At 33.9% G+C, this 26,556-nt stretch carries 27 protein-coding genes and 2 riboswitches; of the genes, 25 read left to right on the top strand and 2 right to left on the bottom strand.

What is annotated here, in order from left to right; translation table 11 throughout:
* Positions 1-123: 123 nt before the first annotated feature.
* Positions 124-1,374 carry a methionine adenosyltransferase gene (gene metK, locus BD847_RS10335; RefSeq protein WP_115888180.1) on the bottom strand — a complete coding sequence of 417 codons (1,251 nt, stop codon included), beginning with the start codon at positions 1,372-1,374 and terminating at the stop codon, positions 124-126.
* 757 nt (positions 1,375-2,131) lie between these two features.
* On the opposite strand from metK, the gene BD847_RS10340 reads away from it, so the two are divergent.
* From BD847_RS10340 to BD847_RS10390, 11 genes are all read left to right on the top strand, one after another.
* Complete coding sequence (locus BD847_RS10340) at positions 2,132-2,320, top strand: hypothetical protein (RefSeq protein WP_115888181.1); 189 nt, start codon at positions 2,132-2,134, stop codon at positions 2,318-2,320.
* A gap of 75 nt (positions 2,321-2,395) precedes the next feature.
* Positions 2,396-3,700: an O-acetylhomoserine aminocarboxypropyltransferase/cysteine synthase family protein gene (locus tag BD847_RS10345; RefSeq protein WP_115888182.1), complete on the top strand. Its 1,305-nt coding sequence runs from the start codon at positions 2,396-2,398 to the stop codon at positions 3,698-3,700.
* Between the two features lie 236 nt (positions 3,701-3,936).
* Positions 3,937-5,025, top strand: a complete 1,089-nt coding sequence (locus tag BD847_RS10350; protein ID WP_115888183.1) for a homoserine dehydrogenase family protein — start codon at positions 3,937-3,939, stop codon at positions 5,023-5,025.
* Positions 5,026-5,585: 560 nt separating this feature from the next.
* Positions 5,586-5,786, top strand: a complete 201-nt coding sequence (locus BD847_RS10355) for a hypothetical protein (RefSeq protein WP_115888184.1) — start codon at positions 5,586-5,588, stop codon at positions 5,784-5,786.
* A gap of 270 nt (positions 5,787-6,056) precedes the next feature.
* Positions 6,057-6,165, top strand: a riboswitch (SAM riboswitch).
* A gap of 79 nt (positions 6,166-6,244) precedes the next feature.
* Complete coding sequence (locus tag BD847_RS10360) at positions 6,245-7,228, top strand: alpha/beta fold hydrolase (protein ID WP_244201580.1); 984 nt, start codon at positions 6,245-6,247, stop codon at positions 7,226-7,228.
* Position 7,229: 1 nt separating this feature from the next.
* The gene (gene thrA, locus BD847_RS10365) at positions 7,230-9,644 is read left to right on the top strand and encodes a bifunctional aspartate kinase/homoserine dehydrogenase I (RefSeq protein WP_115888186.1); all 2,415 of its coding nucleotides are present in this window, start codon (positions 7,230-7,232) and stop codon (positions 9,642-9,644) included.
* Positions 9,645-9,798: 154 nt separating this feature from the next.
* A complete protein-coding gene (locus tag BD847_RS10370) occupies positions 9,799-10,224 on the top strand; it encodes an OsmC family protein (protein ID WP_026728534.1) in 426 nt (141 codons plus the stop codon).
* A gap of 123 nt (positions 10,225-10,347) precedes the next feature.
* Positions 10,348-11,520, top strand: coding sequence for a trans-sulfuration enzyme family protein (locus tag BD847_RS10375; protein ID WP_115888187.1), 1,173 nt, complete (start codon positions 10,348-10,350; stop codon positions 11,518-11,520).
* Positions 11,521-11,617: 97 nt separating this feature from the next.
* Positions 11,618-12,133 carry an alpha/beta hydrolase gene (locus tag BD847_RS10380; protein ID WP_115888188.1) on the top strand — a complete coding sequence of 172 codons (516 nt, stop codon included), beginning with the start codon at positions 11,618-11,620 and terminating at the stop codon, positions 12,131-12,133.
* Between the two features lie 73 nt (positions 12,134-12,206).
* Positions 12,207-12,572: an RDD family protein gene (locus BD847_RS10385; protein WP_244201581.1), complete on the top strand. Its 366-nt coding sequence runs from the start codon at positions 12,207-12,209 to the stop codon at positions 12,570-12,572.
* A gap of 279 nt (positions 12,573-12,851) precedes the next feature.
* Positions 12,852-13,262, top strand: a complete 411-nt coding sequence (locus BD847_RS10390; RefSeq protein ID WP_115888189.1) for an RrF2 family transcriptional regulator — start codon at positions 12,852-12,854, stop codon at positions 13,260-13,262.
* A gap of 92 nt (positions 13,263-13,354) precedes the next feature.
* On the opposite strand, the gene BD847_RS10395 is transcribed toward BD847_RS10390, so the two are convergent.
* The gene (locus BD847_RS10395; RefSeq protein ID WP_115888190.1) at positions 13,355-14,137 is read right to left on the bottom strand and encodes a sulfite exporter TauE/SafE family protein; all 783 of its coding nucleotides are present in this window, start codon (positions 14,135-14,137) and stop codon (positions 13,355-13,357) included.
* Positions 14,138-14,447: 310 nt separating this feature from the next.
* Between BD847_RS10395 and BD847_RS10400 the strand changes: the two genes are divergently transcribed.
* The 14 genes from BD847_RS10400 (at position 14,448) to BD847_RS10465 (ending at position 26,455) form a co-directional block, all read left to right on the top strand.
* Complete coding sequence (locus BD847_RS10400) at positions 14,448-15,335, top strand: sulfite exporter TauE/SafE family protein (protein ID WP_115888191.1); 888 nt, start codon at positions 14,448-14,450, stop codon at positions 15,333-15,335.
* Between the two features lie 26 nt (positions 15,336-15,361).
* On the top strand, positions 15,362-16,072 hold the full coding sequence (locus BD847_RS10405; protein WP_115888192.1) for a phosphoadenylyl-sulfate reductase: 711 nt from the start codon (positions 15,362-15,364) through the stop codon (positions 16,070-16,072).
* Between the two features lie 142 nt (positions 16,073-16,214).
* Positions 16,215-17,114, top strand: coding sequence for a sulfate adenylyltransferase subunit CysD (cysD, locus tag BD847_RS10410; protein ID WP_035645595.1), 900 nt, complete (start codon positions 16,215-16,217; stop codon positions 17,112-17,114).
* A 120-nt stretch (positions 17,115-17,234) separates the two neighbouring features.
* Entirely contained in the window at positions 17,235-18,479 is a 1,245-nt protein-coding gene (locus BD847_RS10415; protein WP_115888193.1) for a sulfate adenylyltransferase subunit 1, read from the top strand.
* Between the two features lie 84 nt (positions 18,480-18,563).
* Entirely contained in the window at positions 18,564-20,654 is a 2,091-nt protein-coding gene (locus tag BD847_RS10420) for a HEPN domain-containing protein (protein WP_115888358.1), read from the top strand.
* Positions 20,647-21,414, top strand: coding sequence for a uroporphyrinogen-III C-methyltransferase (gene cobA, locus BD847_RS10425; RefSeq protein ID WP_115888194.1), 768 nt, complete (start codon positions 20,647-20,649; stop codon positions 21,412-21,414). The genes BD847_RS10420 and cobA overlap by 8 nt, the downstream gene beginning before the upstream one ends.
* 7 nt (positions 21,415-21,421) lie before the next feature.
* Positions 21,422-21,673 (top strand): DUF7683 domain-containing protein, encoded by a 252-nt coding sequence (locus BD847_RS10430; protein WP_115888195.1) that lies wholly within the window; start codon positions 21,422-21,424, stop codon positions 21,671-21,673.
* A gap of 37 nt (positions 21,674-21,710) precedes the next feature.
* Positions 21,711-22,292 (top strand): precorrin-2 dehydrogenase/sirohydrochlorin ferrochelatase family protein, encoded by a 582-nt coding sequence (locus tag BD847_RS10435; RefSeq protein ID WP_115888196.1) that lies wholly within the window; start codon positions 21,711-21,713, stop codon positions 22,290-22,292.
* A 96-nt stretch (positions 22,293-22,388) separates the two neighbouring features.
* Positions 22,389-23,441 carry an NAD(P)/FAD-dependent oxidoreductase gene (locus tag BD847_RS10440; RefSeq protein WP_073407989.1) on the top strand — a complete coding sequence of 351 codons (1,053 nt, stop codon included), beginning with the start codon at positions 22,389-22,391 and terminating at the stop codon, positions 23,439-23,441.
* A gap of 115 nt (positions 23,442-23,556) precedes the next feature.
* A complete protein-coding gene (locus BD847_RS10445; RefSeq protein WP_115888359.1) occupies positions 23,557-23,784 on the top strand; it encodes a hypothetical protein in 228 nt (75 codons plus the stop codon).
* On the top strand, positions 23,775-24,068 hold the full coding sequence (locus tag BD847_RS10450) for a type II toxin-antitoxin system RelE/ParE family toxin (RefSeq protein ID WP_115888197.1): 294 nt from the start codon (positions 23,775-23,777) through the stop codon (positions 24,066-24,068). Before BD847_RS10445 ends, BD847_RS10450 begins: the two co-directional genes overlap by 10 nt.
* 111 nt (positions 24,069-24,179) lie before the next feature.
* Positions 24,180-24,539, top strand: a complete 360-nt coding sequence (locus BD847_RS10455) for a TfoX/Sxy family protein (protein WP_115888198.1) — start codon at positions 24,180-24,182, stop codon at positions 24,537-24,539.
* Between the two features lie 104 nt (positions 24,540-24,643).
* A riboswitch (SAM riboswitch) is annotated at positions 24,644-24,760 on the top strand.
* A gap of 345 nt (positions 24,761-25,105) precedes the next feature.
* A complete protein-coding gene (locus BD847_RS10460) occupies positions 25,106-26,110 on the top strand; it encodes a homocysteine S-methyltransferase family protein (protein WP_115888199.1) in 1,005 nt (334 codons plus the stop codon).
* Positions 26,111-26,134: 24 nt separating this feature from the next.
* Positions 26,135-26,455 (top strand): NTF2 fold immunity protein, encoded by a 321-nt coding sequence (locus BD847_RS10465; RefSeq protein ID WP_167443845.1) that lies wholly within the window; start codon positions 26,135-26,137, stop codon positions 26,453-26,455.
* The last annotated feature ends 101 nt before the right edge of the window (positions 26,456-26,556 follow it).

Raw genomic sequence — 26,556 nt, forward strand, 5'->3', positions numbered from 1 at the left:
ATCTTTTAGGTTTGATTTTTAAAAAAGAAGAAAAATAAAAGCCGATTTCTAAAGTTAGAAATCGGCTTTTTTATGTTTGGACTAAAATGTCTAAAAATCTAAGTTAGTCTAAGTAGTCTAAAATTACAATCCAAATGCAGCTTTAACCTGATCAACAAAATCAAGTTTTTCCCATGTGAATAACTCAACAGTAACTGTTTTTTCGTTTCCGCCTGGAGCAGAGAAAGTTTTAGTAACCGTTTCTGGTTTACGTCCCATGTGTCCGTAAGCAGCAGTTTCGCTATAAATAGGATTTCTTAATTTCAAACGTTGCTCGATAAAGTAAGGACGCATATCGAAGATAGCTTCTACTTTTTTAGCAATTTCACCGTTAGTCAAGTTAACTTTTGAAGTTCCGTAAGTTTCAATGAAAATTCCCATTGGTTCAGCAACTCCAATTGCGTAAGAAACCTGAACTAAGATTTCGTCAGCAACACCAGCAGCAACTAAATTTTTAGCGATATGACGCGTTGCATAAGCAGCACTTCTATCTACTTTACTTGGATCTTTTCCAGAGAATGCACCACCACCGTGAGCACCTTTTCCACCGTAAGTATCAACGATGATTTTTCTTCCAGTTAAACCAGTATCTCCGTGAGGTCCTCCAATAACGAATTTTCCTGTTGGGTTAATATGGTAGTTGATTTTATCGTTAAATAAATGTGCGTGCGTTGGGTTTTTAGCGATAATTCTTGGGATCAAGATCTCGATAATATCTTTTTTGATTTTAGCCAACATTGCAGCTTCTTCATCAAAATCATCGTGTTGTGTTGAGATAACGATCGCATCAATACGAGTTGGTTTGTTATCGTCACTGTATTCTAAAGTTACCTGAGATTTAGCATCCGGACGTAAATACGTGATTTCTTTGTTTTCGCGTCTTAAAATAGCTAACTCTTGTAATAATTTATGAGATAAATCTAATGCCAATGGCATGTAGTTTTCAGTTTCGTTTGTAGCGTAACCAAACATCATTCCCTGGTCACCTGCACCTTGCTCTTCTGGCTTAGCTCTGTCAACACCTTGGTTAATATCTGCAGATTGCTCGTGAATTGCTGAAAGAATTCCACAAGAATTTGCTTCAAACATATATTCACTTTTAGTATATCCAATTTTACGGATTACTTCACGTGCAATTTGCTGTACATCAAGATAAGTATTCGATTTAACTTCACCTGCTAAAATAACCTGACCTGTTGTAACTAATGTTTCACAAGCTACTTTTGAATCAGCGTCAAATGCCAAAAAGTTGTCAATTAATGCATCCGAAATTTGATCTGCAACTTTGTCTGGATGCCCTTCACTAACAGATTCTGACGTAAATAAATAAGCCATAATAATGTATTAAATTAAAATTAAGCGAGGAAAATAATTGCTAAAAAGGGCTAAAGGAGAGTTTCTGCTTTAGCATTTTTTACTGCCGAAAGTAATCTCTCGGCACTCATAACGAACCATTTCATTATGAAGAGGTTGCAATCAGTTCAAATTTTTCCTCTGTATTCGGGTGCAAAGGTATAAAACCATTTTGATTTGCAAATTAAAGTTCAACTTTTTTTATTTTTTTAAAGAGAAATTTAACAGTAGTATATTAGTTTGATAGGGTAATAGAAAATATTTTGCTTTTTGTTTGGTTGATTGAAAAATAGTTCGCAACTTTGCGACATCAAAATAAAAGAAAAATGAAATTTACAATTTGCAATATGATGTCTTGTAAGATGCCGGAGTTTTCTGCAGAGATACTATTGTGATTTTTTTTCAAACACATATATAGAACCTCTGCCGAATCGCAGAGGTTTTTTTTTGTTCAAAAGAAAAAATAAAAGAAAATTCAAATTTTAATTTGGTGGTTAAATAAATAGTTTATACATTTACTCTATCGAATTAGTCGAGTTTAAAAGAAAAGAAATAATTTTAGTTAAAATGAAAACAATAGCAAGAAGAAAAATGATGTGTTGTAGTATGATGCAAATGTGCATCCCAACTTGCTGTTGCCAAAAGTAAAAGATAAAATCTTTGTTATAGTTTCAACTATAAGCCCTTTTGGTTGCCATCCGAAAGGGCTTTTTTTATTTACTTATTTAAAATTAAAATCATGAAAACACTAAATACAATAGCATTCGAACATTTATTAAGAAGCGATGCTCAAAATAGCAATACTAAAGTAGAAGAGATTACAAGAGAAGTTACAAGAATAAATGTAGAACAGGATATTAAAAGTCAAAAATCATTACTGTTTCAAATGTATGCACTCGAAGAAGAAGGAGAAGACTTTTTTGCTTAAATCAATTACAATTAAAATTTCAAAAATCATATACAATATATAATAGTATTAACAACATCTAAAAACTAAGAAATCATGAGTACACAAAAATTTGCAACAAACGCACTACATGCAGGACACGACGTTACTAAAAATGCAGGAACGAGAGCAGTGCCAATTTATCAGACTTCATCATACGTATTTAATAATGCTGATCATGCGGCCAATTTATTTGGTCTTGCCGAAGCTGGATTTATTTATACACGATTAAATAACCCGACAAACGATGTTTTAGAGCAAAGACTGGCGGCGCTCGAAGGTGGAATTGGTGCGGTTGTAACAGCATCAGGAGCATCGGCTATTTCTACTACATTATTGACTTTATTAAAAGCGGGTGATCATATTGTTGCGTCAAACAGTTTATACGGCGGAACTTATAATTTATTAAGTGTCACACTGCCTCGTTTAGGAATCACAACCACTTTTGTAGATCCTTCAAATCCTGAGAATTTTACTAAAGCAGCAAAAGAAAATACCAGAGCTTTCTTTGTAGAATCTTTGGGAAATCCAAAATTAGATGTGTTGGATTTAAAAGGAATTTCGGCGCAAGCCAAAGCATTCAAAGTGCCTTTTATAGTAGATAATACAGTTGCGACACCTTATTTATTGAACCCAATTAAATATGGTGCCGATATTGTAATTCATTCCTTAACTAAATATATTTCCGGAAACGGAACTTCATTAGGAGGCGCGATTATCGATGCCGGAACTTTTGACTGGTCTAATGGAAAATTTCCTGAATTCACAGAACCTTCAGCTGGATATCATGGATTAGTATATCACGAAGCTTTAGGAAATGCTGCTTTTATCGCAAAAGCAAGAATTGAAGGATTGCGTGATTTTGGTGCGGCTTTGAGTCCGTTTAATGCTTTTCAGATTATTCAGGGACTTGAAACTTTGCCAATCCGAATTAAAAAGCACAGTGAAAATGCTTTGGCCCTGGCTGAATGGCTGGAAAAACAAGATGAGGTTGTCTGGGTAAATTATCCGGGACTGAAATCGAATAAATATTATGATTTAGCCAAAGAATATCTTCCGGAAGGACAAAGCGGAATTATCACTTTTGGTTTAAAAGGTGGTTTTGATGCAGCGAAAAAAGTGGTTGATGAGACAAAATTGTTTTCATTGTTGGCGAATATCGGTGATACTAAATCATTAATTATACACCCTGCAAGTACTACACACCAACAATTGTCTGAAGAAGATCAATTGTCTACCGGAGTTTCAAAAGATCTGGTTCGACTTTCTGTTGGAATTGAAGATATCGAAGATTTAATTGCAGACCTGAAAGCGGTTTTTGAAAGCGTTACACACTCGCAATATAACATTAGTAAAAATTAGGTTTTTTTGTTTTTTGTTTGAAAAATTGCCTTTAGTGGTGTGGTGCTGCTAAGGGTGATTTTTTATGAATAAAAATTTCAAAATAAAATTTTCACCATATAAGTAATATAAGTTCATCTAGTAGAGACGCACCGCAATGCGTCAAACTCGAAGCATGAGGTTTCGAAATTGTAAACATTTGATATTAAATGAACTTATATTACTTATGTGGTTAAATATTTAAAAAGTGAGAAATTATGTCAAAGCTTAAAATTAATATTATTCTTTTTGGAATTGGGAATATCGGAAGCACACTGATTAATCAGATTATTGAAAGTCAGGAGTTTTTTCTGCAGAGCAAAAACATCGACTTTCATTTTCCAATAATAACCAATTCTACTGTTGCTTTTTTTGAGAAAGAAGGAGTTGGGTATTCCTGGGAAACCAATTTTAGAGAATTGGCGGTTCCTTTTAGAGTCGAAGATATTATTGAGTTTGCGAAAGAAAACGAATTCGAAAATTTAATTGCTGTGGATGCCACTGCCAGCGATGAGCTGATTGGTCATTATAATACGCTGATTGAAAATGGATTTAATATTGTTGCGGTGAATAAAAAGGCCAACACGCTTCCAATTGATCTCTACAAACAGCTAAGAGAGAATTTAAAAAAGTATGATAAAGAGTTTTTGTACGAAACATCGGTTGATACTGGATTTCCGGTTTTACAGACATTGAGGGATTTGTATTATTCGGGAGAAAAAATCACAAAAATCAGAGGTGTTTTTTCAGATCATTTGAGTTATGTATTTAATCGCTTTTCTGCAGAGGAAAAATCATTTTCTGAGATTCTCAAAGATGCCAGTTTACTCGGATTGATGCGTTCTACTTTTAAAGAAGATTTGTCAGGAAACGATACTGCTAAAAAATTATTGATTCTAACTCGTGAAATTGGGAAAGAATTTGAATTGTCAGATATCAAAATCAATTCGGTTATAAAAGAGGAGCATTTAGAAAAAAACGGAATACTTAATAAAGAAGCAATTGACAAATGGTATAAAATTTCAAAAATTACACAAGCTGATAATCACGTGCTTCGATATGTAGGTGAATATGATTTGGAAAAAAATACTTTGGAGGTGAAATTGGTTTCAGAACCCACAACATCTGCAATTGGTCAGCTAAAAGGTTCCGATGCAATTTTTGAGATTTATACGCAATCTTACGCTGATGTGCCAATTGTTATACAAGGAGCATCGCCATGCAGACAGGCAATTTCAAGAGGTATAATAACGGATATACTGAAAGTTTCAGAAAAGATAAAAAATAAAGAAGCTGTTTGGCTTTAAGTGGTTTTTTAAATATTAGAAAAATTGTTCTTTGAAAGATTGAAACAGAAAAAGTTAGTTTATTTTTGTAAGATAAAGCTGTAATTTTGTTAAATCTTGATTTTGTAAGAGGTTTTTTGGCGATAAAAAGATGTTTTTTAACGTTTTTTTAGAAAAATTAAGCTTTTATAACTTGGAATATTAGAAAAAAAGTTGCAAATTTGTAAGACAAGTAAGGTCTGTTAAAATCAGGCGCTTAAATGTTAAAAACAGATGATTATTTCCTTTTAGATCATAATCAAATCTAAGAGTTTATTAAAGAAAATTAAATGCAAGAGTTTTTTAAAATAAAAGTCAAATCACAGATGAATAAATCCCTACAGATGAACAAGATGTTTAACGTCGCACGTATTTGTGTATGCGTCTGTTGATACTAAAAGTATATATAAGTTCCATAAAAACTTAAACCCTTTTGGTATTAAAAATCCAAAAGGGTTTTTTTATTCATTTTGGTTACGATAACAAAAAATTAAAGAAATAGTAAAGATTATAAAACGCAAACTAACTTAAACTTAAATATCATGAGCACATTAAACTACTTAAGAAAAAAACTTTCAACTTACAGAGACATCAAAAATGAAAGAAACAATCCGCCTCCAACAAATGAATTGATACACCCAAGTTTCGGAATTACGGAGACAGATAAAAAAGAGGTGAAAAAAGAACCAAATTCTTTATTATTCTTGATGTATTCAAAAGAGAATGAAACACTTTTTATTTAAATTAAAAAGTATCATAAAATAGGGTAAAACCTGCTTAATTTTACTGGGCAATTTGTTCGGTAATTTTTTGCGTATAATAGTTTTAAGAGACAAAGTGATTGTAGTATTATTCAATGCCAATCCTTTTGACTTTATGACTTTATCCCGAGGTTTCGGGATTGACTTATTTTTAAAGTATGTTCAAGAAATTGTACAATCAGTTTCGATAAAATTTGTTTGTTTAAGAAATTAGTAGTTAATTTGCACCGTTAAGTTCAGAAACGTATTGAAATGTTATAAAGAAAGGACGAGGGATTAGACCCGATGAATCCTTAGCAACCCTTCGTTAAATCGAAGAAGGTGCTGCATTCTACCACGCCCAAACGTGGAAAGATAACAACAAGAATTTTTCTAGTTTTCAACTCTAGACTTTCTTTCTAATATTTCCACATACAAATCAAAAATAAAAAGATTTGAAATTGGAAAATATACCCAATCCCATAATAATTCAAGATTTCATCACAGAAAGTGGTGCGATATTTTCATCATTACCGTTAAGTTTTACGCTTTCCGGTTTGCCTTTGCATACAGCACCAATTGTTTTGGTAAATCATGCTTTGACCGGTAATGCACAAGTTACGGGTGAAAATGGCTGGTGGAATGATTTAATTGGTGAAGACAAAACAATTGATACCAACAAATACACCGTTTTAACATTTAATGTTCCTGGAAATGGAGCTGATTCATTTGTAATCGAAAATTATCAGGATTTTACAGCCAGAGATATTGCAAGGATTTTTATAAAAGGTCTGAAAGCGCTAAATATAGAGCAAGTATTTGCAATTATTGGTGGTTCTGTTGGTGGCGGAATTGCCTGGGAAATTTTGGCATTAGAACCAAATATCACAGAACATTTAATTCCGATTGCTACTGATTGGAAATCGACCGATTGGATGATCGCAAATTGCTATCTGCAAGAGCAAATTTTGAACAATTCTTCAAGACCGGTAGAAGATGCCAGAATTCACGCTATGCTTTGTTACAGATCTCCAGAATCATTCAAAGAAAAATTTAAGCGTACCCTTCATTCTGATCTTTCCATTTTTAATATTGAAAGTTGGCTGGCGCATCACGGAAATAAATTACAGAAACGTTATCAGTTATCATCTTATAAATTGATGAACCAATTGCTGAAAACCATAGATATAACAAGAAATAGTGAGGATTTCGAAACGTTACTATCAAAATCAAACGCCGCAATTCATATCGTGGCAATCAATTCAGATTTGTTTTTTACACCACAAGAAAATCTGGAAACTTATAATGAATTAAAAAAGTTTAAAGAAAATGTTTCCTATAGCGAAATAGATTCTGTTCATGGCCATGATGCTTTTTTAATCGAGTACAAACAATTAGATCATTTACTTGCCGATATTTTTAAGGCAGAAACAATAGCAAAATAAAATGAAAGTATTAAAATTTGGAGGTAAATCGTTATCAAACGGAGAAGGACTTAGTAAAGTAGTTTCAATCATTTCTGATAAAGTAAGTCAAGGCGAACAAATTGCCGTGGTGGTTTCTGCACGAGGAAACGCAACAGACGAATTAGAAGATATTTTAAGAATTGCCGCTAAAAACGGAAATTATAAGCCTTTATTAGAAAGCTTTAAAGCGTATCAAACTTCAGAATACCCAAAAGTTGATTTGTCTGAAGAATTCAATATTCTGGATAAATTATTTGAAGGAGTTAGTCTTATTGGTGATTACAGTAACAAAATTAAAGATCAGATTTTGTCTAAAGGAGAATTGCTTTCGGCTAAATTATTGACTGCTATTTTATTAGAAAAAGGCATTCCGGCTAATTTCGTAGATACAAGAGAATTGCTTAAAACCGATTCAAAATTTGGTGATGCTCAGCCTTTGGAACAACTTTCGAAGAAAAATGTTATCAATTATTTCAAACTGCATAATGGTGAAACGGTAAATATTGTTACTGGTTTCATTGGTTCAAATAACAATAACGACACGACTACTTTAGGAAGAAACGGAAGTAATTATACTGCTTCATTAATTGCTAATTACCTTGATGCGGAAGAACTTCAGAATTTCACGCACGTAGACGGAATTTACACTGCAAATCCGGATTTGGTGGCTGATGCTAAAAAGATTGAATTTTTATCGTTTAATGAAGCGAATGAATTGGCCAATTTTGGTGCGACTATTCTTCATGCAAAAACGATTATTCCATTATTGGAAAAAAATATTCCGCTTCGAATTTTAAACACATTTAACCATGAAAATCATGGAACTTTAATTACTTCAAATTCTCAAAAAGAAGGAATTAAAACGCTTTCTGTTTTAGAAAATGTGTCTTTAGTAAATCTTGAAGGACGTGGATTACTTGGAAAATCTGGAGTTGATGCCCGAATTTTTAAAGTAATGGGTGATCATAATATCAGTGTAAGTATCATTTCGCAAGGTTCTTCAGAAAGAGGAATCGGATTGGTTGTAGCCAAAGACAAAGCGACACTTGCAATGGTGGAATTAGAAAAAGAATTCGAAAATGATTTTTATTCTAAAGATGTAAACCAGATCACAGTAACGGATAATGTATCAGTAATTTCGATTATTGGGCAGGATTTAAGTACGTTCCATAAACCATATACTGCTTTAATTAAAAACAAAATAGTTCCAATTTTATTCAACAACACCGTTACAGGTAAAAACGTGAGTTTGGTTGTAAAGAAAGAAGAATTAAACAAAGCCTTAAATGTAATTCACGGAGAGATTTTTGGAGTTTCTAAAAAAATCAACATTGCGATTTTCGGTCACGGATTAGTTGGAGGAACTTTAATCAATCAAATTTTAGAATCGGCTGCAGCAATCGAAAAACGTAAAGATGTTAAGCTGAATGTTTTTGCAATTGCAAATTCTAAAAAGCTTTTATTAAACAGAAATGGCGTAACTTCAAGCTGGAAAAATGATATCCAGACAAAAGGCGAAGAATATTCAATTAACGATATTATCGCTTACGCAAATGAGCATCATTTAGAGAATTTAATTGCGATTGATAACACTGCAAGTGCATCATTTGTAGAAAACTATATTCCGCTTGTAGAAAGCAGTTTTGATTTGATTTCTTCGAATAAAGTAGCGAATACTTTAAGTTATGGTTTTTATAAAGAGCTGAGAAAAGCTTTGGCAGAAAACCAAAAGAATTATTTGTACGAAACCAATGTTGGAGCCGGTTTACCATTAATCGATACGATTAAATTACTGCACCTTTCAGGTGAGAATATCACAAAAATTAAAGGTGTTTTCTCTGGAACTTTGAGTTATTTATTCAATAATTTCTCTGCAAAAGATGCTCCATTTAGTGAAATTCTACAAGAAGCAATCGACAACGGATATACAGAACCAGATCCGCGTGAAGATTTATGCGGAAATGACGTTGGAAGAAAATTATTGATTTTAGCAAGAGAATTAGATTTACAGAATGAGTTTGAAGAAATCTCAATTCAAAACCTTATTCCGGAGCACTTGCGTGAAGGAAGCGCAGCAGACTTCTTGACTAAATTAAAAGAATTCGACCCAATTTACGAGAAAATAAAAGCAGAACAACAACCAAATCATGTATTAAGATACATTGGTGAATTGTCTGGAGATTTGCAAAATGACAAAGGAAATCTAGAAGTAAAACTAGTATCAGTACCAAAAGATACTGCTTTAGGTGGATTAAAAGGTTCTGATTCGTTCTTCGAAATATATACAGAATCTTACGGAGATCGTCCAATTGTTATTCAGGGAGCCGGTGCAGGTTCTGCAGTAACAGCGAGAGGAGTTTTCGGTGATATTTTGAGATTGTCGGATAAAGGATAAGTACAAGCCCAGTTTGTCATTTCGAGGAACGAGAAATCTCCACGAGAAGCTCGACAAAGATTGGATTTTCATTGAGGAGTTACTTGCGAAGATTTCTCGTTCCTCGAAATGACAAAATTGATAAGAATAAAAAAACAAAAAAAATAACAACACAATGAAAGTAACCTTAAACAGAGTAAACGACGCATTTCATTTCAAAGTAAAAAATGAACGCGGACATGTAGTTGACGTTGATAGCAGAGCCGAATTTGGCGGAAGCGATTTAGGCGCAAGTCCAATGGAATTGGTATTAATGGGCGTTGCAGGATGCAGTGCAATTGATATGATTTCGATTTTAAAGAAACAGCGTCAGGAAATTACTTCTTTTAATGCTGAGGTTGAAGGAACTCGCGTTCAGATCGAAGAAGCAAAACCTTTTAAAGAAATTGATGTGGTTTTTTATTTAGAAGGAGAAATCAATCCGGAAAAAGCAAAAAAAGCTGCACAGCTTTCTTTCGAGAAATATTGTTCAGTTGCCAAAACTGTTGAGCCAACAGCAACCATCAAATACAAAGTTGTTTTGAACAACGAAGCTTTATAAATTAGATAATTAGTCAATTAGAAAATGCTTAGACCGGGCATAAATAATTGATTTGTTTTGGTTTAGATTTCAGTTTTTGAAACCTGAAACCTGAAACAAAAAACAACAAAAAACAACAACACAATGAATAAAGAAGAATTTGGTTTTGAAACACAAGCCATCAGAACACAATTAGAAAGATCACAATATTTAGAACATTCGGTGCCTTTGTACCTATCGTCAAGCTTTGTTTTTGAAGATGCCGAAGATATGCGAGCTTCTTTTACAGAAGAAAAAGAAAGAAATATTTACAGCCGTTTCAGTAATCCAAACACATCAGAATTTGTAGATAAAATTTGCAAAATGGAAGGTGCTGAATCTGGTTATGCTTTTGCAACAGGAATGGCAGCCGTTTATTCTACTTTTGCAGCATTATTAAATTCTGGAGATCATATTGTTTCTGCGAGCAGTGTTTTTGGTTCAACTCACGCTTTGTTTATGACTTATTTTCCAAAATGGAATATCGAAACTTCTTATTTCGAAATCAATAAGCCGGAAACAATCGAGAGTTTTATTAAACCAAACACTAAAATATTATATGCCGAATCGCCAACAAATCCGGGTGTTGATGTAATTGATTTAGAATTGTTAGGGAATATTGCTAAAAAACATAATCTGATTTTAATAATCGACAACTGTTTTGCAACGCCATATTTGCAGCAACCAATTAAGTTTGGAGCACATTTGGTTATTCATTCAGCAACTAAATTAATCGACGGACAAGGACGCGTTTTAGGTGGAGTAACAGTTGGAAATGCAGATTTAGTTAGACAAATTTATTTGTTTTCAAGAAATACAGGTCCGGCTTTATCACCATTTAATGCTTGGGTTCTTTCAAAAAGTTTAGAAACATTAGCAGTTCGTGTTGACAGACATTGCGAAAATGCTTTGAAAGTAGCTGAATTTTTAGAAAGCCATCCAAATGTAAATAGTGTAAAATATCCGTTTTTGAAATCGCATCCACAATATGAAATTGCGAAAAAACAAATGAAAGCGGGCGGAAATATTATTGCTTTTGAAATTAAAGGCGGTATCGAAGCGGGAAGAAAATTCCTGAATTCAATTCAGCTTTGTTCTTTATCTGCAAATATTGGAGATACCAGAACAATCGTAACGCATCCAGCTTCTACAACACACAGCAAATTATCTGAAGAAGATCAACTAGCAGTAGGAATCACGCAAGGTCTTGTTCGTGTTTCTGTAGGTTTAGAAACGGTTGAAGATGTAATTGCCGATTTGAAACAGGCGCTTGCTTAACTACAAAATATAATAAATTGAAGGGCTATTTTTTAAATAGCCCTTTTTTGTATATTGAAATTTTTAATTCGCGAAATAGTATTTTTAAAAATAAAATATGAAACCAAGATTATTGATTTTATCGGATTTATTTGGAGGAGAAAATTTAGAATGGATTCAATATTATGTAGAAATTTTAGAAACTAAATTTGAAATCCAATATTATGATGTTCTTAAACTTGCTGAAATAATGGTTTATGATAAGAAGGGATCTGAAATTCACACTCAATTCTTAAACGGAGGAATTGATAAAGCAGTTGATAATTTATTGGATATAGAAAAGGAAATAGTAGCCATTTTGGGTTTTAGTATAGGAGGTACAATTGCCTGGAAAGCTTGCTTGAAAGGTTTGAAAGTATCTACTTTTGTTGCTGTTTCTTCGACAAGATTGCGGTATGAGAAAGAAAAGCCAGATTGCAATATCAAACTTTATTATGGCGATAAAGACAAAAATGCGCCAAATTTTAGCTGGTTTCTGGATTTAAAAATTTCAAATGAGATTCTTGAAAATCAGAATCATCAATTGTATATGGAAAAAGAAAATGCATTTCTAATTTGTGCTAATTTTTTGTAGTTTTTTCCTTAAAAATTATATTTTTGTTGCAACTAAAATCATAACCAAAAGTTTAACTAACAATTAATTACACATGAGCAATTCTACTTACGTTTTAGATGACAAATTATTAGTGTCTGCTGGGGCACGTTTTCTAAATTACATTATTGATCTTTTTGTATTTTTTATCATCCTGATTGCAATTGGCGCAACAATAGGCATTCTTTCAGCATTATTTGGTCTTACTGGATTAGCAGAATGGATGGATGGTTTAGGCGATTTAGGATGGAATATAATTGCAATTGTCGTTTCGCTAGTTTATTACATCACAATGGAAGCTTTATTTGGAAGAACTGTAGGTAAATTTGTTACAGGTTGTATCGTTGTAGATGAAAACGGTCAGAAGCCAGATTTTGGGACTATTGTAAAAAGAAGCTTATGTCGTTGTATTCCTTGTTGATGCTCTAACTTTTTTGGGAGGTTCAAGAGGTTGGCATGATTCTATTTCAGAAACCTATGTTGTAAGTAAAAAAGCTTTGGATGAAGAAATAAAAACGTTTCATGAATTCAATTTAATTGGAATAGAAGAGGCAAATTAATTAAACTATACTAAATTGGTAGAATATAAGTTTGAATCTGTTATATTCTCATTTAAAAAGATTATTTTTGTTGCAGAAAATATGGTGATTGTCATTTTAGGTAATCTAAAAATCTACAGTCTACAATCTAAAACTTAAAAATGCTTTCAAAAAAGACAAAATACGGAATTAAAGCCCTTACATATTTAGCCAGAAGAGAAAATAACGAACCTGTGCAAATTGCTGAAATTGCTAAAAGTGAGCATATTTCGATAAAATTTCTGGAAAGTATTTTATTATTACTTCGAAATTCTGGATTTCTTGGAGCTAAGAAAGGAAAAGGCGGTGGATATTACCTTATTAAAGATCCGAAAGATATCAGCATGGCTAAAGTTTATAGAATTTTGGAAGGCCCAATTGCACTTTTGCCTTGCGCCAGTCATAACTTTTACGAAAAATGTGATGATTGCGACGATGAAGCAACTTGTGCTGCCCGACGCTTAATGACAGAAGTAAGAGATAATACACTTAAAATATTAGAGAGTAATTCATTGGCTGATATTGCTTTTTAATTTTAAACCATATAAGTTATGTAAGTTCATTTTAGATTTTGCAGCTAGCTTAATTAAATGAACTTGTATAACTTATATGGTTTAAATGATATTTAAAAAATCAATTTATATCCTGTAAAGAATAGCATTACTGCGATTGCATTTCTAAGAAATTGATCAGGAACTTTTCCGCTCAGCATACTTCCCATGTATATTCCTGGTAGCGATCCCATCAACAGCTGACCCAATAATCCTAAATCTAAATTCCCCATTGAAGCGTGCCCGATTCCGGCAACAAGTGTTAATGGAACGGCATGAGCAATTTCAGTTCCCACCAGGCGAGGTAACGGCAGAAGCGGATAAAGAAAAAATAAAGTTACGGTTCCGAGTGCTCCTGCGCCAATAGATGTTACAGTTACAGTTGCACCAAGTAAAACACCAATTGCTATGGTCAGCATATTTTGTGTGTGACTTTCGCTGTGGAATTTATCTCCAGCGTGTTTTTGAGAGAATTTTAAAATTCTGTTTTTGAATAAAATAGCAATGGATGTGAATAGTAATGCCCAGCCTAAACTAATTTTTATGACGCGATTAATGGTGTCAATATCTGTTTTGATGCTGTTTAATATCCATAAAGTCAATAAAGCAGCGGGAACACTTCCTAATGTTAGCCATCCAGTGATTTTCCAGTTTATATTTCCTTTTTTGTGGTGAACAAATACGCCTCCAGCTTTTGTAAAAGCAGCGTAAAGTAAATCTGTACCTACTGCAGTTGTTGGTGGAATATTAAAAAATAATAAAATAGGAGTCATTAAAGAACCACCTCCAACACCTGTTAAACCTACAATAAAACCAACTGCTAACCCCGCAATTACAAGACCAATCTGAAAATCCATAAAAAAAGTTTGGCGCTAAAATACGACATTTTTATAATTATCCTATAGATATGGTAGAGATTAAGAAAACTATTTAGCAACCAAACATTTCCTTTGTAAATGTTGTTGAATTAAAGCGTAATGCATTATTATTTGTTAAATAATTCAGTTTTAATTGTAAAGAACTCTTCATTAAGGAATTAATATTGAATAAAGGGTTTAAAAAAATCAAAATATTGTTTTGATTATTATAAATAAGTAGTATTTTTGCAAAGTAATCTAGTAACCCGATAGGGTAATAGTTTTTATAGAAAAACGATAACTTGTTAATATGGAAAAAGAACTGAAAATAAATAATGCGATTTCTTTTAAGGAAAAGCTTTGGATCGGAATTCCGGTTGTTTTACTAGTAGGTTTGTTAACAGTTTTGATCTATAATCATCATGCCGAATTTTCTTGGGATGGATTTGTGAATGGATTTAATGAAGAGTTTTTAGTGTTTTTTGCTATCGGTGTTTTTGCTCAATTGGTTGACGGAACATTAGGAATGGGCTACGGAGCAACTTCAACATCATTTTTATTGGCTTATGGAGTTCCGCCAGTGGTTAGTAGTACGGCGGTTCACGTTTCAGAAATGTTTACAACGGGAGCGTCGGCTCTTTCGCATCATAGATTTGGAAACATCAATAAAAAACTGGTAAAACATTTATTAATTCCAGGAGTTTTAGGTTCTATAACAGGAGCTTATTTATTGTCAGATGTTATTAATGGCGATATTATTAAGCCATTTATTGCGGTTTACATGATTGTTTTAGCGGTTATCATTATCAGAAAAGCGTTAAAAAAGAATATTGTAAAAAAGAAAACTAAAAAATTAGGCGCTTTAGCCGTTTTCGGCGGATTTATGGATTCTGTCGGTGGCGGAGGCTGGGGACCTATTGTAACTTCAACTTTATTAGGAAGAGGAAGAAACCCGAGATATACGATTGGTTCAGTAAATGCAGCTGAGTTTGCTATTTCATTTGCAAGTGGTATAACGTTCATGCTTTTTGGAGGAATCCACGGCTGGCAAGTTATCATCGGATTGATTTTAGGAGGAGTAATTTCAGCGCCATTAGCGGCTTATTTGGTAAATAAAATCAAAAGAAAACCAATGATGGTTGCGGTTGGAATTCTAATTATAATATTGAGTTTAAAAACATTATCTAAATTATTATAAAATAATTTTAGAAAGGAAGAGAGATTATGAGTGCGATTATTGTACAAGAATTATTAGATAAAACAAAAGATTTTTCGCTTGACGAAACCTTGGTTTTTTTAGCAGAAAAATTTCCGGAGAAAGTAATTTTTTCGACTTCTTTCGGTCAGGAAGATCAGGTAATTACAGATTTTATTGCAAAAAGTAATACTGATATTACCGTTTTTACTTTAGATACGGGAAGATTATTTCAGGAAACGTATGACGTTTTTCATAAAACATTAAAAAAATATAAAAGACCAATCGAAGTATTTTTTCCAGAAGCAACGGCGGTAGAAAATTTACTAAAAACAAAAGGGCCAAACAGCTTTTACGATTCAGTTGAAAACAGAAAAGAATGCTGTTTTATTCGAAAAGTGGTTCCGTTACGAAAAGCTTTGGCAGGAAACTCAGTTTGGATTACGGGATTAAGAGCCGAACAATCAGAAAACAGACAGGATTTACATCTGTTTGAATACGATGGAAACTTCGAAATCATAAAATTCAATCCGTTATTAAAATGGACTTTAGAAGAAGTTGAAACGTATTTGTCAGAAAATAATGTTCCTCAAAATGCATTGCACAAACAAGGTTTCGTAAGTATTGGATGCGCACCTTGTACCAGAGCAATTTTCCCAGGCGAAGATATCAGAGCCGGAAGATGGTGGTGGGAATCAAGCCATAAAGAGTGTGGACTTCATAGTGCTAAGAAAGAGTAGGTAGAAGAAAGAAGCAAGAGACAAGACTTCTGCTAGAGTATAGAATATAGATTATAGAATAAAGAGTGGAGTTTTTTAGATCAGGGAACTTGAAACCTGAAACCTAAAACTTGAAACTCACAAAATATCAAACAAAAAAACAATGAGTTCAGTATTAAAAACAAACGCTTTAGAGAGTGAAGCGATATACATTTTCAGAGAAGTAATTTCACAGTTTGACAAACCGGTTTTACTTTTCTCAGGAGGAAAAGATTCTATTACATTAGTGCGTTTGGCGCAAAAAGCATTTTTCCCTGCTAAGATTCCGTTTCCTCTTTTGCACGTTGATACGGGACACAATTTCCCTGAGACAATTGCTTTCAGAGATAAATTGGTAGAAGAATTAGGTTTAGAGTTGATCGTGCGTAATGTTCAGGATGCTATTGATGAAGGAAAAGTAGTTGAAGAAACAGGGAAATACTCTAGTAGAAACAGCCTGCAGACAACAACACTTTTAGATGCAATTGAAGAATTTAAGTTTGATGCTTGTATTGGTGGTGCGCGTCGTGATGAAGAAAAAGCAAGAGCGAAAGAACGTATTTTTTCAGTTCGTGATGATTTCGGACAATGGGACGAAAAAAATCAGAGACCAGAGTTGTTTGATATTTTAAATGGAAAAATTGAAAATGGACAAAACGTTCGTGTTTTCCCAATTTCAAACTGGACAGAATTAGATGTTTGGAGTTATATCGAAAAAGAACATATCGAGATTCCATCAATCTATTTTTCACATAAAAGAAAAGTTTTTTTGAGAGACGGTTTAATCTGGTCGCATTCTCCTTTTGTGTACCAAGAAGAAGACGAACAAATCGAAGAAAGAATTGTTCGCTTCAGAACCGTTGGAGATATGAGTTGTACCGCTGCAGTTGAATCGTACGCAGCCACAATCGAAGAAGTTGTAGGCGAAATCAGAGAATCAACAATTTCTGAAAGAGGAGCCAGAATCGATGACAAACGTTCTGAAGCCGCAATGGAAAAGAGAAAACAACAAGGTTATTTTTAATGGATAATTAATAATTATTTAATTGACAATTAAAAAGTAGAATCAAGAAAACAAAAACATACGGATTATAAGTTTCAACAGAAAACCTGAAACTTTAAACCTGAAACAAAATATTACAGAATGGACGTTTTAAAAATAGCAACAGCAGGAAGTGTAGATGACGGAAAAAGTACTTTGATCGGAAGATTATTGTATGATACAAAATCATTGACGACTGATAAAATAGAAGCAATCGAAAAAAGCAGTAAACAAAAAGGATACGATTATCTTGATTTTTCTTTGGCAACTGACGGTTTAGTGGCAGAAAGAGAACAAGGAATCACGATTGATGTTGCGCATATTTATTTTTCGACTGCAAAGAAAAGTTACATTATTGCCGATACTCCAGGCCACGTAGAATATACAAGAAACATGGTTACAGGAGCTTCGACTTCTCAGGTTTCTATCATTTTGATCGATGCGAGAAAAGGAGTAATTGAACAAACATACCGTCACTTTTTTATCAATAATTTATTGAGAGTAAAAGAGGTAATTGTTGCGATTAATAAAATGGATTTGGTTGATTACTCAGAAGAAGTTTTCAATAAAATCAAAGCCGATTTCCAAGCATTAAATGCAAAAAGTACTTTCAAAGAGCAAAACGTAAGTTACATTCCGTTAAGCGCAATCAACGGCGGAAACGTGGTTGATCAATCAGAAAATATGCCTTGGTATACAGGTCAAACGGTATTAGAGCATTTAGAAGGATTACATGCTTCTGATGTTTTTGAAGCAGGAAAAGCACGTTTCCCAGTTCAGACTGTGATTCGTCCAAAAACAGAAGAATACCACGATTTTAGAGGTTACGCAGGAAAATTATACGGGAACTCAATCAAAGTTGGAGATGCTGTAACGGTTCTTCCTTCTTTAACAGAATCAAAAGTATCTAAAATTCACTTTTTCGATAAAACATTCGACGAAGCCGTTGCAGGTTCTTCGATTACTATCGAATTAGAGAATGATATCAATGTAACGAGAGGCGATATGATTGTAAAATCAAGCGAGCTTCCAAAAATTGAAAAAGACATTACAACGACAGTTTGCTGGATGGACAGTAAAAAACTGGTTCCGGGAACTAAATACTTGGTACAACATAATACCAACAGAGTTTTAGCAAAAGTAGAAAGCATTAAAAATACAATTGCGACAGATTACTCAGGAACGACAGAAGCTTCACAATTAGCAATAAACGAAATTGGAGAAGTAACGATCAAATTAAGCAAACCGTTATACTTTGATTCATACAATGAAAACAAATCAAACGGAGCTTTCATCTTAATTGATACAGCAACAAACACAACAGCAGGAGTAGGATTCATTAGATAGTTGATTGTTTTTAGTTGATAGTTGATGGTTTTTAGAGCCAACAACCAACAACCAGCAACCGACAACCAAAAACTCAAAAGAGAAATGGAAAGTTTTAGAACAGAAATAGAAAATCCGGTAGTTCAGAAGGAGATTATCGAATTAGAAAAAAAGATTCACTTATTCCGTGGAGGAAAAATTGATGATGAGCGTTTTCGTAGTCTTCGTTTAGCGCGTGGAATCTACGGTCAGCGTCAGGAAGGCGTTCAGATGATTCGTATCAAATTGCCTTATGGTAAAGTTACCAGCGAGCAATTAGTGCGTATCACACAAGTTTCTGATGAATATTCTACCGGACGTTTACACATTACAACGCGTCAGGATATTCAGATTCACTACGTGAGTTTAGACAGAACACCAGAACTTTGGGCAGATTTGGCTAAAGACGATATCACACTTCGTGAAGCTTGTGGAAACACAGTAAGAAATATTACAGGAAGCGAATTGGCTGGAGTTGACGTAAACGAACCATTTGATGTTTCGCCTTATGCACACGGACTTTTTCAATATTTGTTAAGAAACCCAATCTGTCAGGAAATGGGACGTAAATTCAAAATTTCGTTCTCCTCTTCAGACGAAGATACTGCTTTGAGTTATTTACATGATTTAGGATTTATTCCGAAAATTAAAGACGGACAAAAAGGGTTCAAAATCATGTTTGGAGGAGGTTTGGGATCTCAGCCAGCACATGCTGAATTACTTTCAGAATTCGTTCCGGTAAACGAAATTATTCCAACAGCAGAAGGAATCATCCGTATTTTCGACAGATACGGAGAGCGTGCAAAAAGAATGAAAGCTCGTATGAAATTCTTAATCAAAGAAATGGGAAGAGATGTTTTCCTTGATTTGGTTGAACAAGAGAAAAAAGCCATCGCTTTTGAAACATACGAAATTGATACAACTGCTTTTGAAGGCCCAATTACAGAGCCGTTATTAGAAGTTCCGCAAGTTACAATCGAAGATACAAAAGCATATGAAGCGTGGAAAAATTCGAATGTAATCAAACAGAAACAAGACGGTTATTATGCTATCGGAATCAAAGTTTTATTAGGAGATTTTTATACTGATAAAGCGAGATTATTAGCCGATTTAATTAAAAATTACGGAGCAAATGAATTACGTTTTTCATTGCGTCAAAATATTGTAATACGTCACATAAAAGAAGAGAATCTTCCTTTCTTTTATCAAGAATTAGCCAAACTTGACTTTGTTCAATTAGGATATAATTCAGTTGGAGATATTACGGCATGTCCGGGTACTGATACTTGCAACTTGGGGATTGCAAGTAGTACCGGTATTGCAGAAGAATTAGAAAGAGTTTTAAGGGCAGAATATCCTCAGTATTTAAACAACCGCGAAATCGAAATTAAAATTTCAGGCTGTATGAATGCGTGCGGACAACACAATATGTCTGCAATTGGATTCCAGGGAATGTCTATCAACTCAGGAAAACTAGTGGCTCCGGCTTTACAGGTTTTACTTGGCGGAGGAAGATTAGGAAATGGCGCTGGACGTTTTGCTGATAAAGTAATCAAAGTGCCTAGTCGTAGAGGTCCAGATGCGTTGCGTACCATTTTAAATGATTTTGATGCTAACGGAAGCGGACAAAAATTCCTCGATTATTATGATACAAAAGGAGAAAAATATTTCTACGAAATCTTAAAACCTTTCGCAGATGTAACCAATTTAACAGAAGCTGATTTTGTGGATTGGGGTAACGCAGACAATTACGTAAAAGCAGTAGGAGTTGGAGAATGCGCCGGAGTTGTGATCGATTTAGTAGCGACATTATTGTTTGAAGCTAAAGAGAAATTGATCTTGGCGCAGGAATCATTCGACGAGAAAAAATGGTCAGATGCGATTTATCATGCTTATGCAGGATTTGTAAATGGAGCAAAAGCATTGTTATTGTCAGAAAACCAAAAAACAAACCACCACGCAGGAATTGTAGACTTGTTTGATACTGTTTTCATCGAAAACAATAAAATCGAATTAAACTCAACTTTTAAAGACTTGGTTTACCAAATCAATAAAAATGAACCATCAGAAGCTTTCGCTAAAGATTACATTGCTCAGGCAGTCGTTTTCTTTGATAAAATCGAAACTTTCAGAGCTCAGGAATTAGAAAATGCTTAATATAAAACCCAAAATAACTTTAGTCGGTGCAGGTCCGGGCGATCCCGATTTGCTTACGCTCAAAGCTGTAAAAGCATTGGCTGAAGCAAATGTGGTTTTATACGACGTTTTGGCCAACGAAGAAATTCTGGATTACGCACCAAAAAATGCCATTCGAATTTTTGTTGGAAAAAGAATCGGAAATCATGCTTACACGCAAGATCAAATCAATCAATTGATTGTGGATAATGCTTTAACTTATGGAAACGTAGTTAGACTAAAAGGCGGAGATCCGTTTATTTTCGGAAGAGGTGGAGAAGAAATCGATTTTGCAGAAAGTTTCGGAATAGAAACCATTGTAGTTCCCGGAATTTCATCAGTAGTTGCTGTTCCTGCGAGCCAAGGAATTTCAATTACAAAAAGAGGTGTTTCAGAAAGCTTTTGGGCGATTACGGGAACAACTTCTGATAAAAAATTGTCTTCAGATATTGCCTTGTCAGCGAAATCATCAGCAACCGTTGTGATTTTGATGGGAATGCACAAATTGCCTCAAATCATCGATTTGTTTCAAAAAGAAGATAAAGGAAATTTACCCGTTGCAATCATCCAAAACGGAACAACAGCAGAAGAAAAAGTAGGCGTTGGAACAGTAGATTCGATTTTAGAAGTTGTAAAACAAAAAGAATTAGGTTCTCCAGCGATTATTGTTCTTGGAGAAGTTGTCCGCGAAAGCAACAAATTAAAAGGCTTTTACGAAGAATTTCTATCAGTTTCTAAATAATTTTTAAATGAATATTGTACGTGAGATTGTAGCTTATCAAAAAGAAGGAGATAAATTTATTGATAGTGTTGAAATTGATTTATCTATTGAGAAATTAATTGAGATTTTAAATGTAAATATTGAAGATGATCCTGGTGTTTATCTGGTTTATGAAATTGACAAAAAGCAATTTTTTAAATTACTTGAATTAGCTCCAGAATTGTCAAAAATTAATTTTGATGAAGGTGCGATTTACTACGAATGTTCTGAGATAAAATAAAAATCATCTAATTTTGTTTAGATGAAATTAAATTAAAATGGAACAAAACGAATTATATCCAATATTTCTCAAGCTTCACAATTTAAATGTACTAATTGTAGGTGGAGGAAATGTAGGTCTGGAAAAGCTTTCTTTCTTGCTCAAGTCAAGTCCGAATGCAAATGTCGAGGTTGTAGCACCGGATTTTCATTTAGAAATTAAAGTTTTAGCCGAAAATCATCCTTCAATTAAATTGACGGAAGCGAAGTTCAAAAAGAAAATGCTCAAAAAACGTCACATGGTAATTGCCTGTACAGACGATTTGAAAGTGAATAAAAGGGTTTACGAATTGTCGAGAAAACGTTATTTGATTTGCAATATCGCCGACACGCCCGATTTATGTGATTATTATTTAGGCGGAATCGTAACAAAAGGAAATGTAAAAATCGCCATTTCGACCAACGGAAAATCACCAACAACAGCCAAAAGGCTTAGGGAGTTTTTTGAAGAAGTAATTCCGGAGGATATTAACCAAATGGTTGAAAACCTGAATGAATACAGAAAAACCTTAAAAGGTAATTTTGAAGAAAAAGTGAAGAGAATGAATGAGATAACATCTTCACTCAAAAATAAAGAGTAACATAACAGAGAAATGAATAATGATAAAAATCATTGATTAAAGAATAAATTATTCGTTTCTTTGTATTATTAAGAATGATTATAAACAACAACCATAATGATTAAAACAGATATACTTATAATTGGAGCAGGCCCAACAGGTTTATTTGCCGTTTTTGAGGCAGGATTATTAAAATTAAAATGCCACATTTTAGATGCTTTGCCTCAGCCAGGAGGACAGCTTTCAGAATTATATCCTAAGAAACCTATTTATGATATTCCTGGTTTTCCAGAAGTTTTAGCCGGAGATTTAGTTGATGGTTTAATGGAGCAAATCAAACAATTTGAGCCAGGATTTACATTAGGAGAACGAGCTGAAACTATCGACAAACAAGAAGACGGATCTTTCATTGTAACCTCAAACAAAGGAACTAAATTTCACGCGCCAGTTATTGCTATCGCAGGAGGTTTAGGAAGTTTTGAGCCTCGTAAACCACTTATCGAAGATATCGAGTTTTATGAAGATAAAGGAGTAAAATACTTCATCAAAAATCCTGAGAAATTCAGAGACAAAAGAGTTGTAATTGCAGGAGGAGGAGATTCAGCATTAGACTGGTCAATTTTCTTGGCAAACGTAGCTTCAGAAGTAACTTTAATCCACAGAAGAAACGAATTCAGAGGAGCTTTAGATTCTGTAGAAAAAGTACAGGAATTAAAATCAGCTGGAAAAATCAAATTAATCACTCCGGCAGAAGTTATCGGAATCAATGGTGCTGAGCACGTTGAATCATTAGATATCGAAGAAAACGGCGCACACCGTAAAATCGAATGTGACTATTTCATCCCACTTTTCGGATTAACACCAAAATTAGGTCCAATTGGAGACTGGGGATTAGAAATCGAGAAAAATGCCATTAAAGTAAACAATGCATTAGATTACCAAACAAACATTCCGGGAATCTTCGCTATTGGAGACGTAAATACATACCCAGGAAAATTAAAGTTAATCCTTTGCGGTTTCCACGAAGCAACTTTAATGTGCCAGGCTGCATACGGAATCATCAATCCAGGAAAAAAATACGTATTAAAATATACAACAGTTTCAGGAGTAGACGGTTTCGACGGAACTCGTAAAGAAGCTCCAAAAGCGGTTGTTAAAGCAATAGTTTAATCTGAGGTGCTGAGGTTCTAAGGGACTAAGACACTAAGGTTTTTTATATAGAAAGCTCAAACTTTTAGTTTGGGCTTTTTTATTTGTATCTTTGTAATTATAAATTATGGTAATCATGGATTTAGAGGCTAGAAAATATCAATTTATTCAGGAGTTGGTTAAGGTGGAAGACGAAAGCATTTTGGAAAAACTGGAATTGATTTTGAAAGCAAATCAAAATGATTGGTTTGATGATTTATCAGAATCAGAGAAAAACGAAATTCAAATTGGACTAGATCAAGCCGAAAAAGGAGAAGTTATAGGTCATGAAGATGTTATGAAAAGATTTTCGAAATGGCATTAAAATTTATTTGGACTTCACAAGCAGTAAAAGGTTTTAATAAAGTTGTTGATTATCTTGAAGCAAAATGGACAGCAAAAGAGATTTTAAACTTAGAAAATAAAATACAGCAAGTAATAAATCAAATTAATTTAAATCCAGAACAATTTCCAAAATCTGAAAGAAATACCGCTCTGTATAAGGCTATTGTAGACAAAAACAATTATTTAGTTTACAGAATTGATAAAGAGTTTGATATTATTACAATTATCAATTTTAGAGGAACAAAACAAAAACCTAAGCATTAATAGTAAATGCATAGAATCTATATAAAAAGCTCAAACTTTTAGTTTGAGCTTTTTTATTGAAGAATTTTAAATTCAGTATCTTAGTAACTCAGTATCTTAGAATCTAAATATATGGCTTTCGACGAAGATAATGCAAAGAGAATTAGAACGTTTCTCCAACATAAAGGTGCCGATTTTTTTGAAAAGAAAATGTTTGGTGGTATTGTTTTCATGGTAGATAATAAATTATGCTGTGGAACTCGTTTAGATAAAAAAGTTGGAGAAAATCTTTTGCTATGCAGAATAGATGATTCGGCTTATTTAAAGGCCATAGAAAGAGACGATGTGTTACCAATGCCCAATGCAGAAAAGCCAATGAAAAACTATGTTTTTATTGCCGAAATTGGCTGGACAAGAAATCAGGATATGGAGTATTGGCTTCAACTTTGTTTAGATTTTAATCCTTTGGCCAAGGCAAGCAAGAAGAAATAAAAACCTTAGAACCTTAGTATCTTAGAACCTCAGAACCTTAGAAAAAAAACATTTGCAAATCGAAACCCTATTTCATACCTTTGCACTGTTCTTAAAATTATTGTCAGTTATCACGAAAGGCGGAGGGATAGACCCGATGAAACCTTAGCAACCCTTTATCATAAAGAAGGTGCTAAATTCTACTTTATACGACATTTTCCAGTATTAAAGATAGATAACACAAATACATACTCGTATTTCTCAAAACTTTTCTCGATAACATATAATTTACTGAAACAGATTCTGTATCAGGAGCGAATCATTGGCGCATTTTTGCAGTTAGTAGTTCCCGCTTTTTGTTGCAATCATTTTGCTTTTTAAAGGAAAAAGTAAAATAATTTCCACTTCAATCGGGGCTAATGAGCCAGCAATAGTGCACTTTTGGAATTAATGTGAATAAAAAATATCGAAGGTTAAACCCGACAGGTTTTCAATCCCGAGGCTTCGGGACTATCGGGTTTAAATAGAGCCTTCAAAAATTATAATTAAAAAAGCTTTGTGCCTTAGCGCCTTAGCGGCAAAAGAATATGGCAATTACAATTCAAGAAGCAATAAAAAAAAATATCCTAATCCTTGACGGAGCAATGGGAACAATGTTGCAACGCTATAATTTCTCAGAAGAAGATTTCAGAGGAGAGCGTTTCAAAGATTTCCCGCATCCGTTAAAAGGAAACAACGATTTACTATCCCTAACACAACCGCAGGCAATCCGCGATGTTCATGCCGCTTATTATGAAGCTGGTGCAGATATCGTAGAAACCAATACTTTTTCAGGAACGACAATCGGTATGGCCGATTATCACATGGAAGATTTGGTTTACGAGTTAAACTACGAATCGGCAAAAATCGCAAGACAAGTAGCCGATGAGTTTACTGCAAAAAATCCGGAAAAACCTCGTTTCGTAGCGGGGTCAATTGGACCGACAAACCGTACAGCAAGTATGTCGCCAGACGTAAACGATCCAGGTTACAGAGCCGTAACTTTTGACGATTTACGAATTGCCTACAAACAACAAGCAGAAGCGTTAATGGACGGTGGCTGTGATTTGCTTTTAGTAGAAACAATTTTTGATACTTTAAACGCAAAAGCTGCGCTTTTTGCAATCGAAGAAGTAAAAGAAGAACGCAATCTTGATATTCCAATCATGGTTTCAGGAACAATTACAGATGCTTCAGGAAGAACACTTTCTGGACAAACGGTTGAAGCGTTTTTGATATCCGTTTCGCATATTCCTTTATTAAGTGTAGGATTCAATTGCGCCCTTGGAGCCGATTTGCTGAAACCTTATTTAAAAACATTAGCGCATAATACAAGCTTTAATGTTTCGGCACATCCAAACGCAGGATTGCCAAATGCTTTCGGACAATACGATGAAACGCCAGAACAAACTCAAGCCTTCATTAAAGAATATTTAGACGATAATTTAATCAATATCATTGGCGGTTGTTGCGGAACAACTCCAGATCATATTCGATTAATGGCTGAGGTTGCGAAGGATTATAAGCCTAGAGTGGCGCCGGTTTTTGAATAACTCATGATGAGTTTTTCAATAAATATGAAGAAGATTTTGTTTCCGATTGTTTTGATGTTTGTAAGCTGTAATTACACAACTAATACAGTTTTTCAGAAAAGCATTAAATGTGACGATTGTTTGGTTACAAAAGAAGAAACGGCAGTCGGAATAGCAGAACCAATTTTATTTGAATCATATGGTAAAGATCAAATAGAAGATCAAAGACCTTATACAGTAACAATAGAAAATGATTCTATTTGGCATATTAAAGGGACTTTTAATAGTATTGGTTTTGGAGGTGTGTTTGATATTAAAATCTCAGCAAAAAACGGGAAGGTTCTTTATATGATGCATGGAAAGTAGAAAGATAATTGAAAAGCAAAAGAAAGATAAAGGTTATTATGAAACCGAATCTGCGTGAGGGATAGAAGTGAAAAGCCCGCAGACCAATGCAGTGAAACGGA

This window comes from Flavobacterium cutihirudinis, from assembly GCF_003385895.1.
GTDB classification, from domain to species: Bacteria; Bacteroidota; Bacteroidia; order Flavobacteriales; family Flavobacteriaceae; genus Flavobacterium; species Flavobacterium cutihirudinis.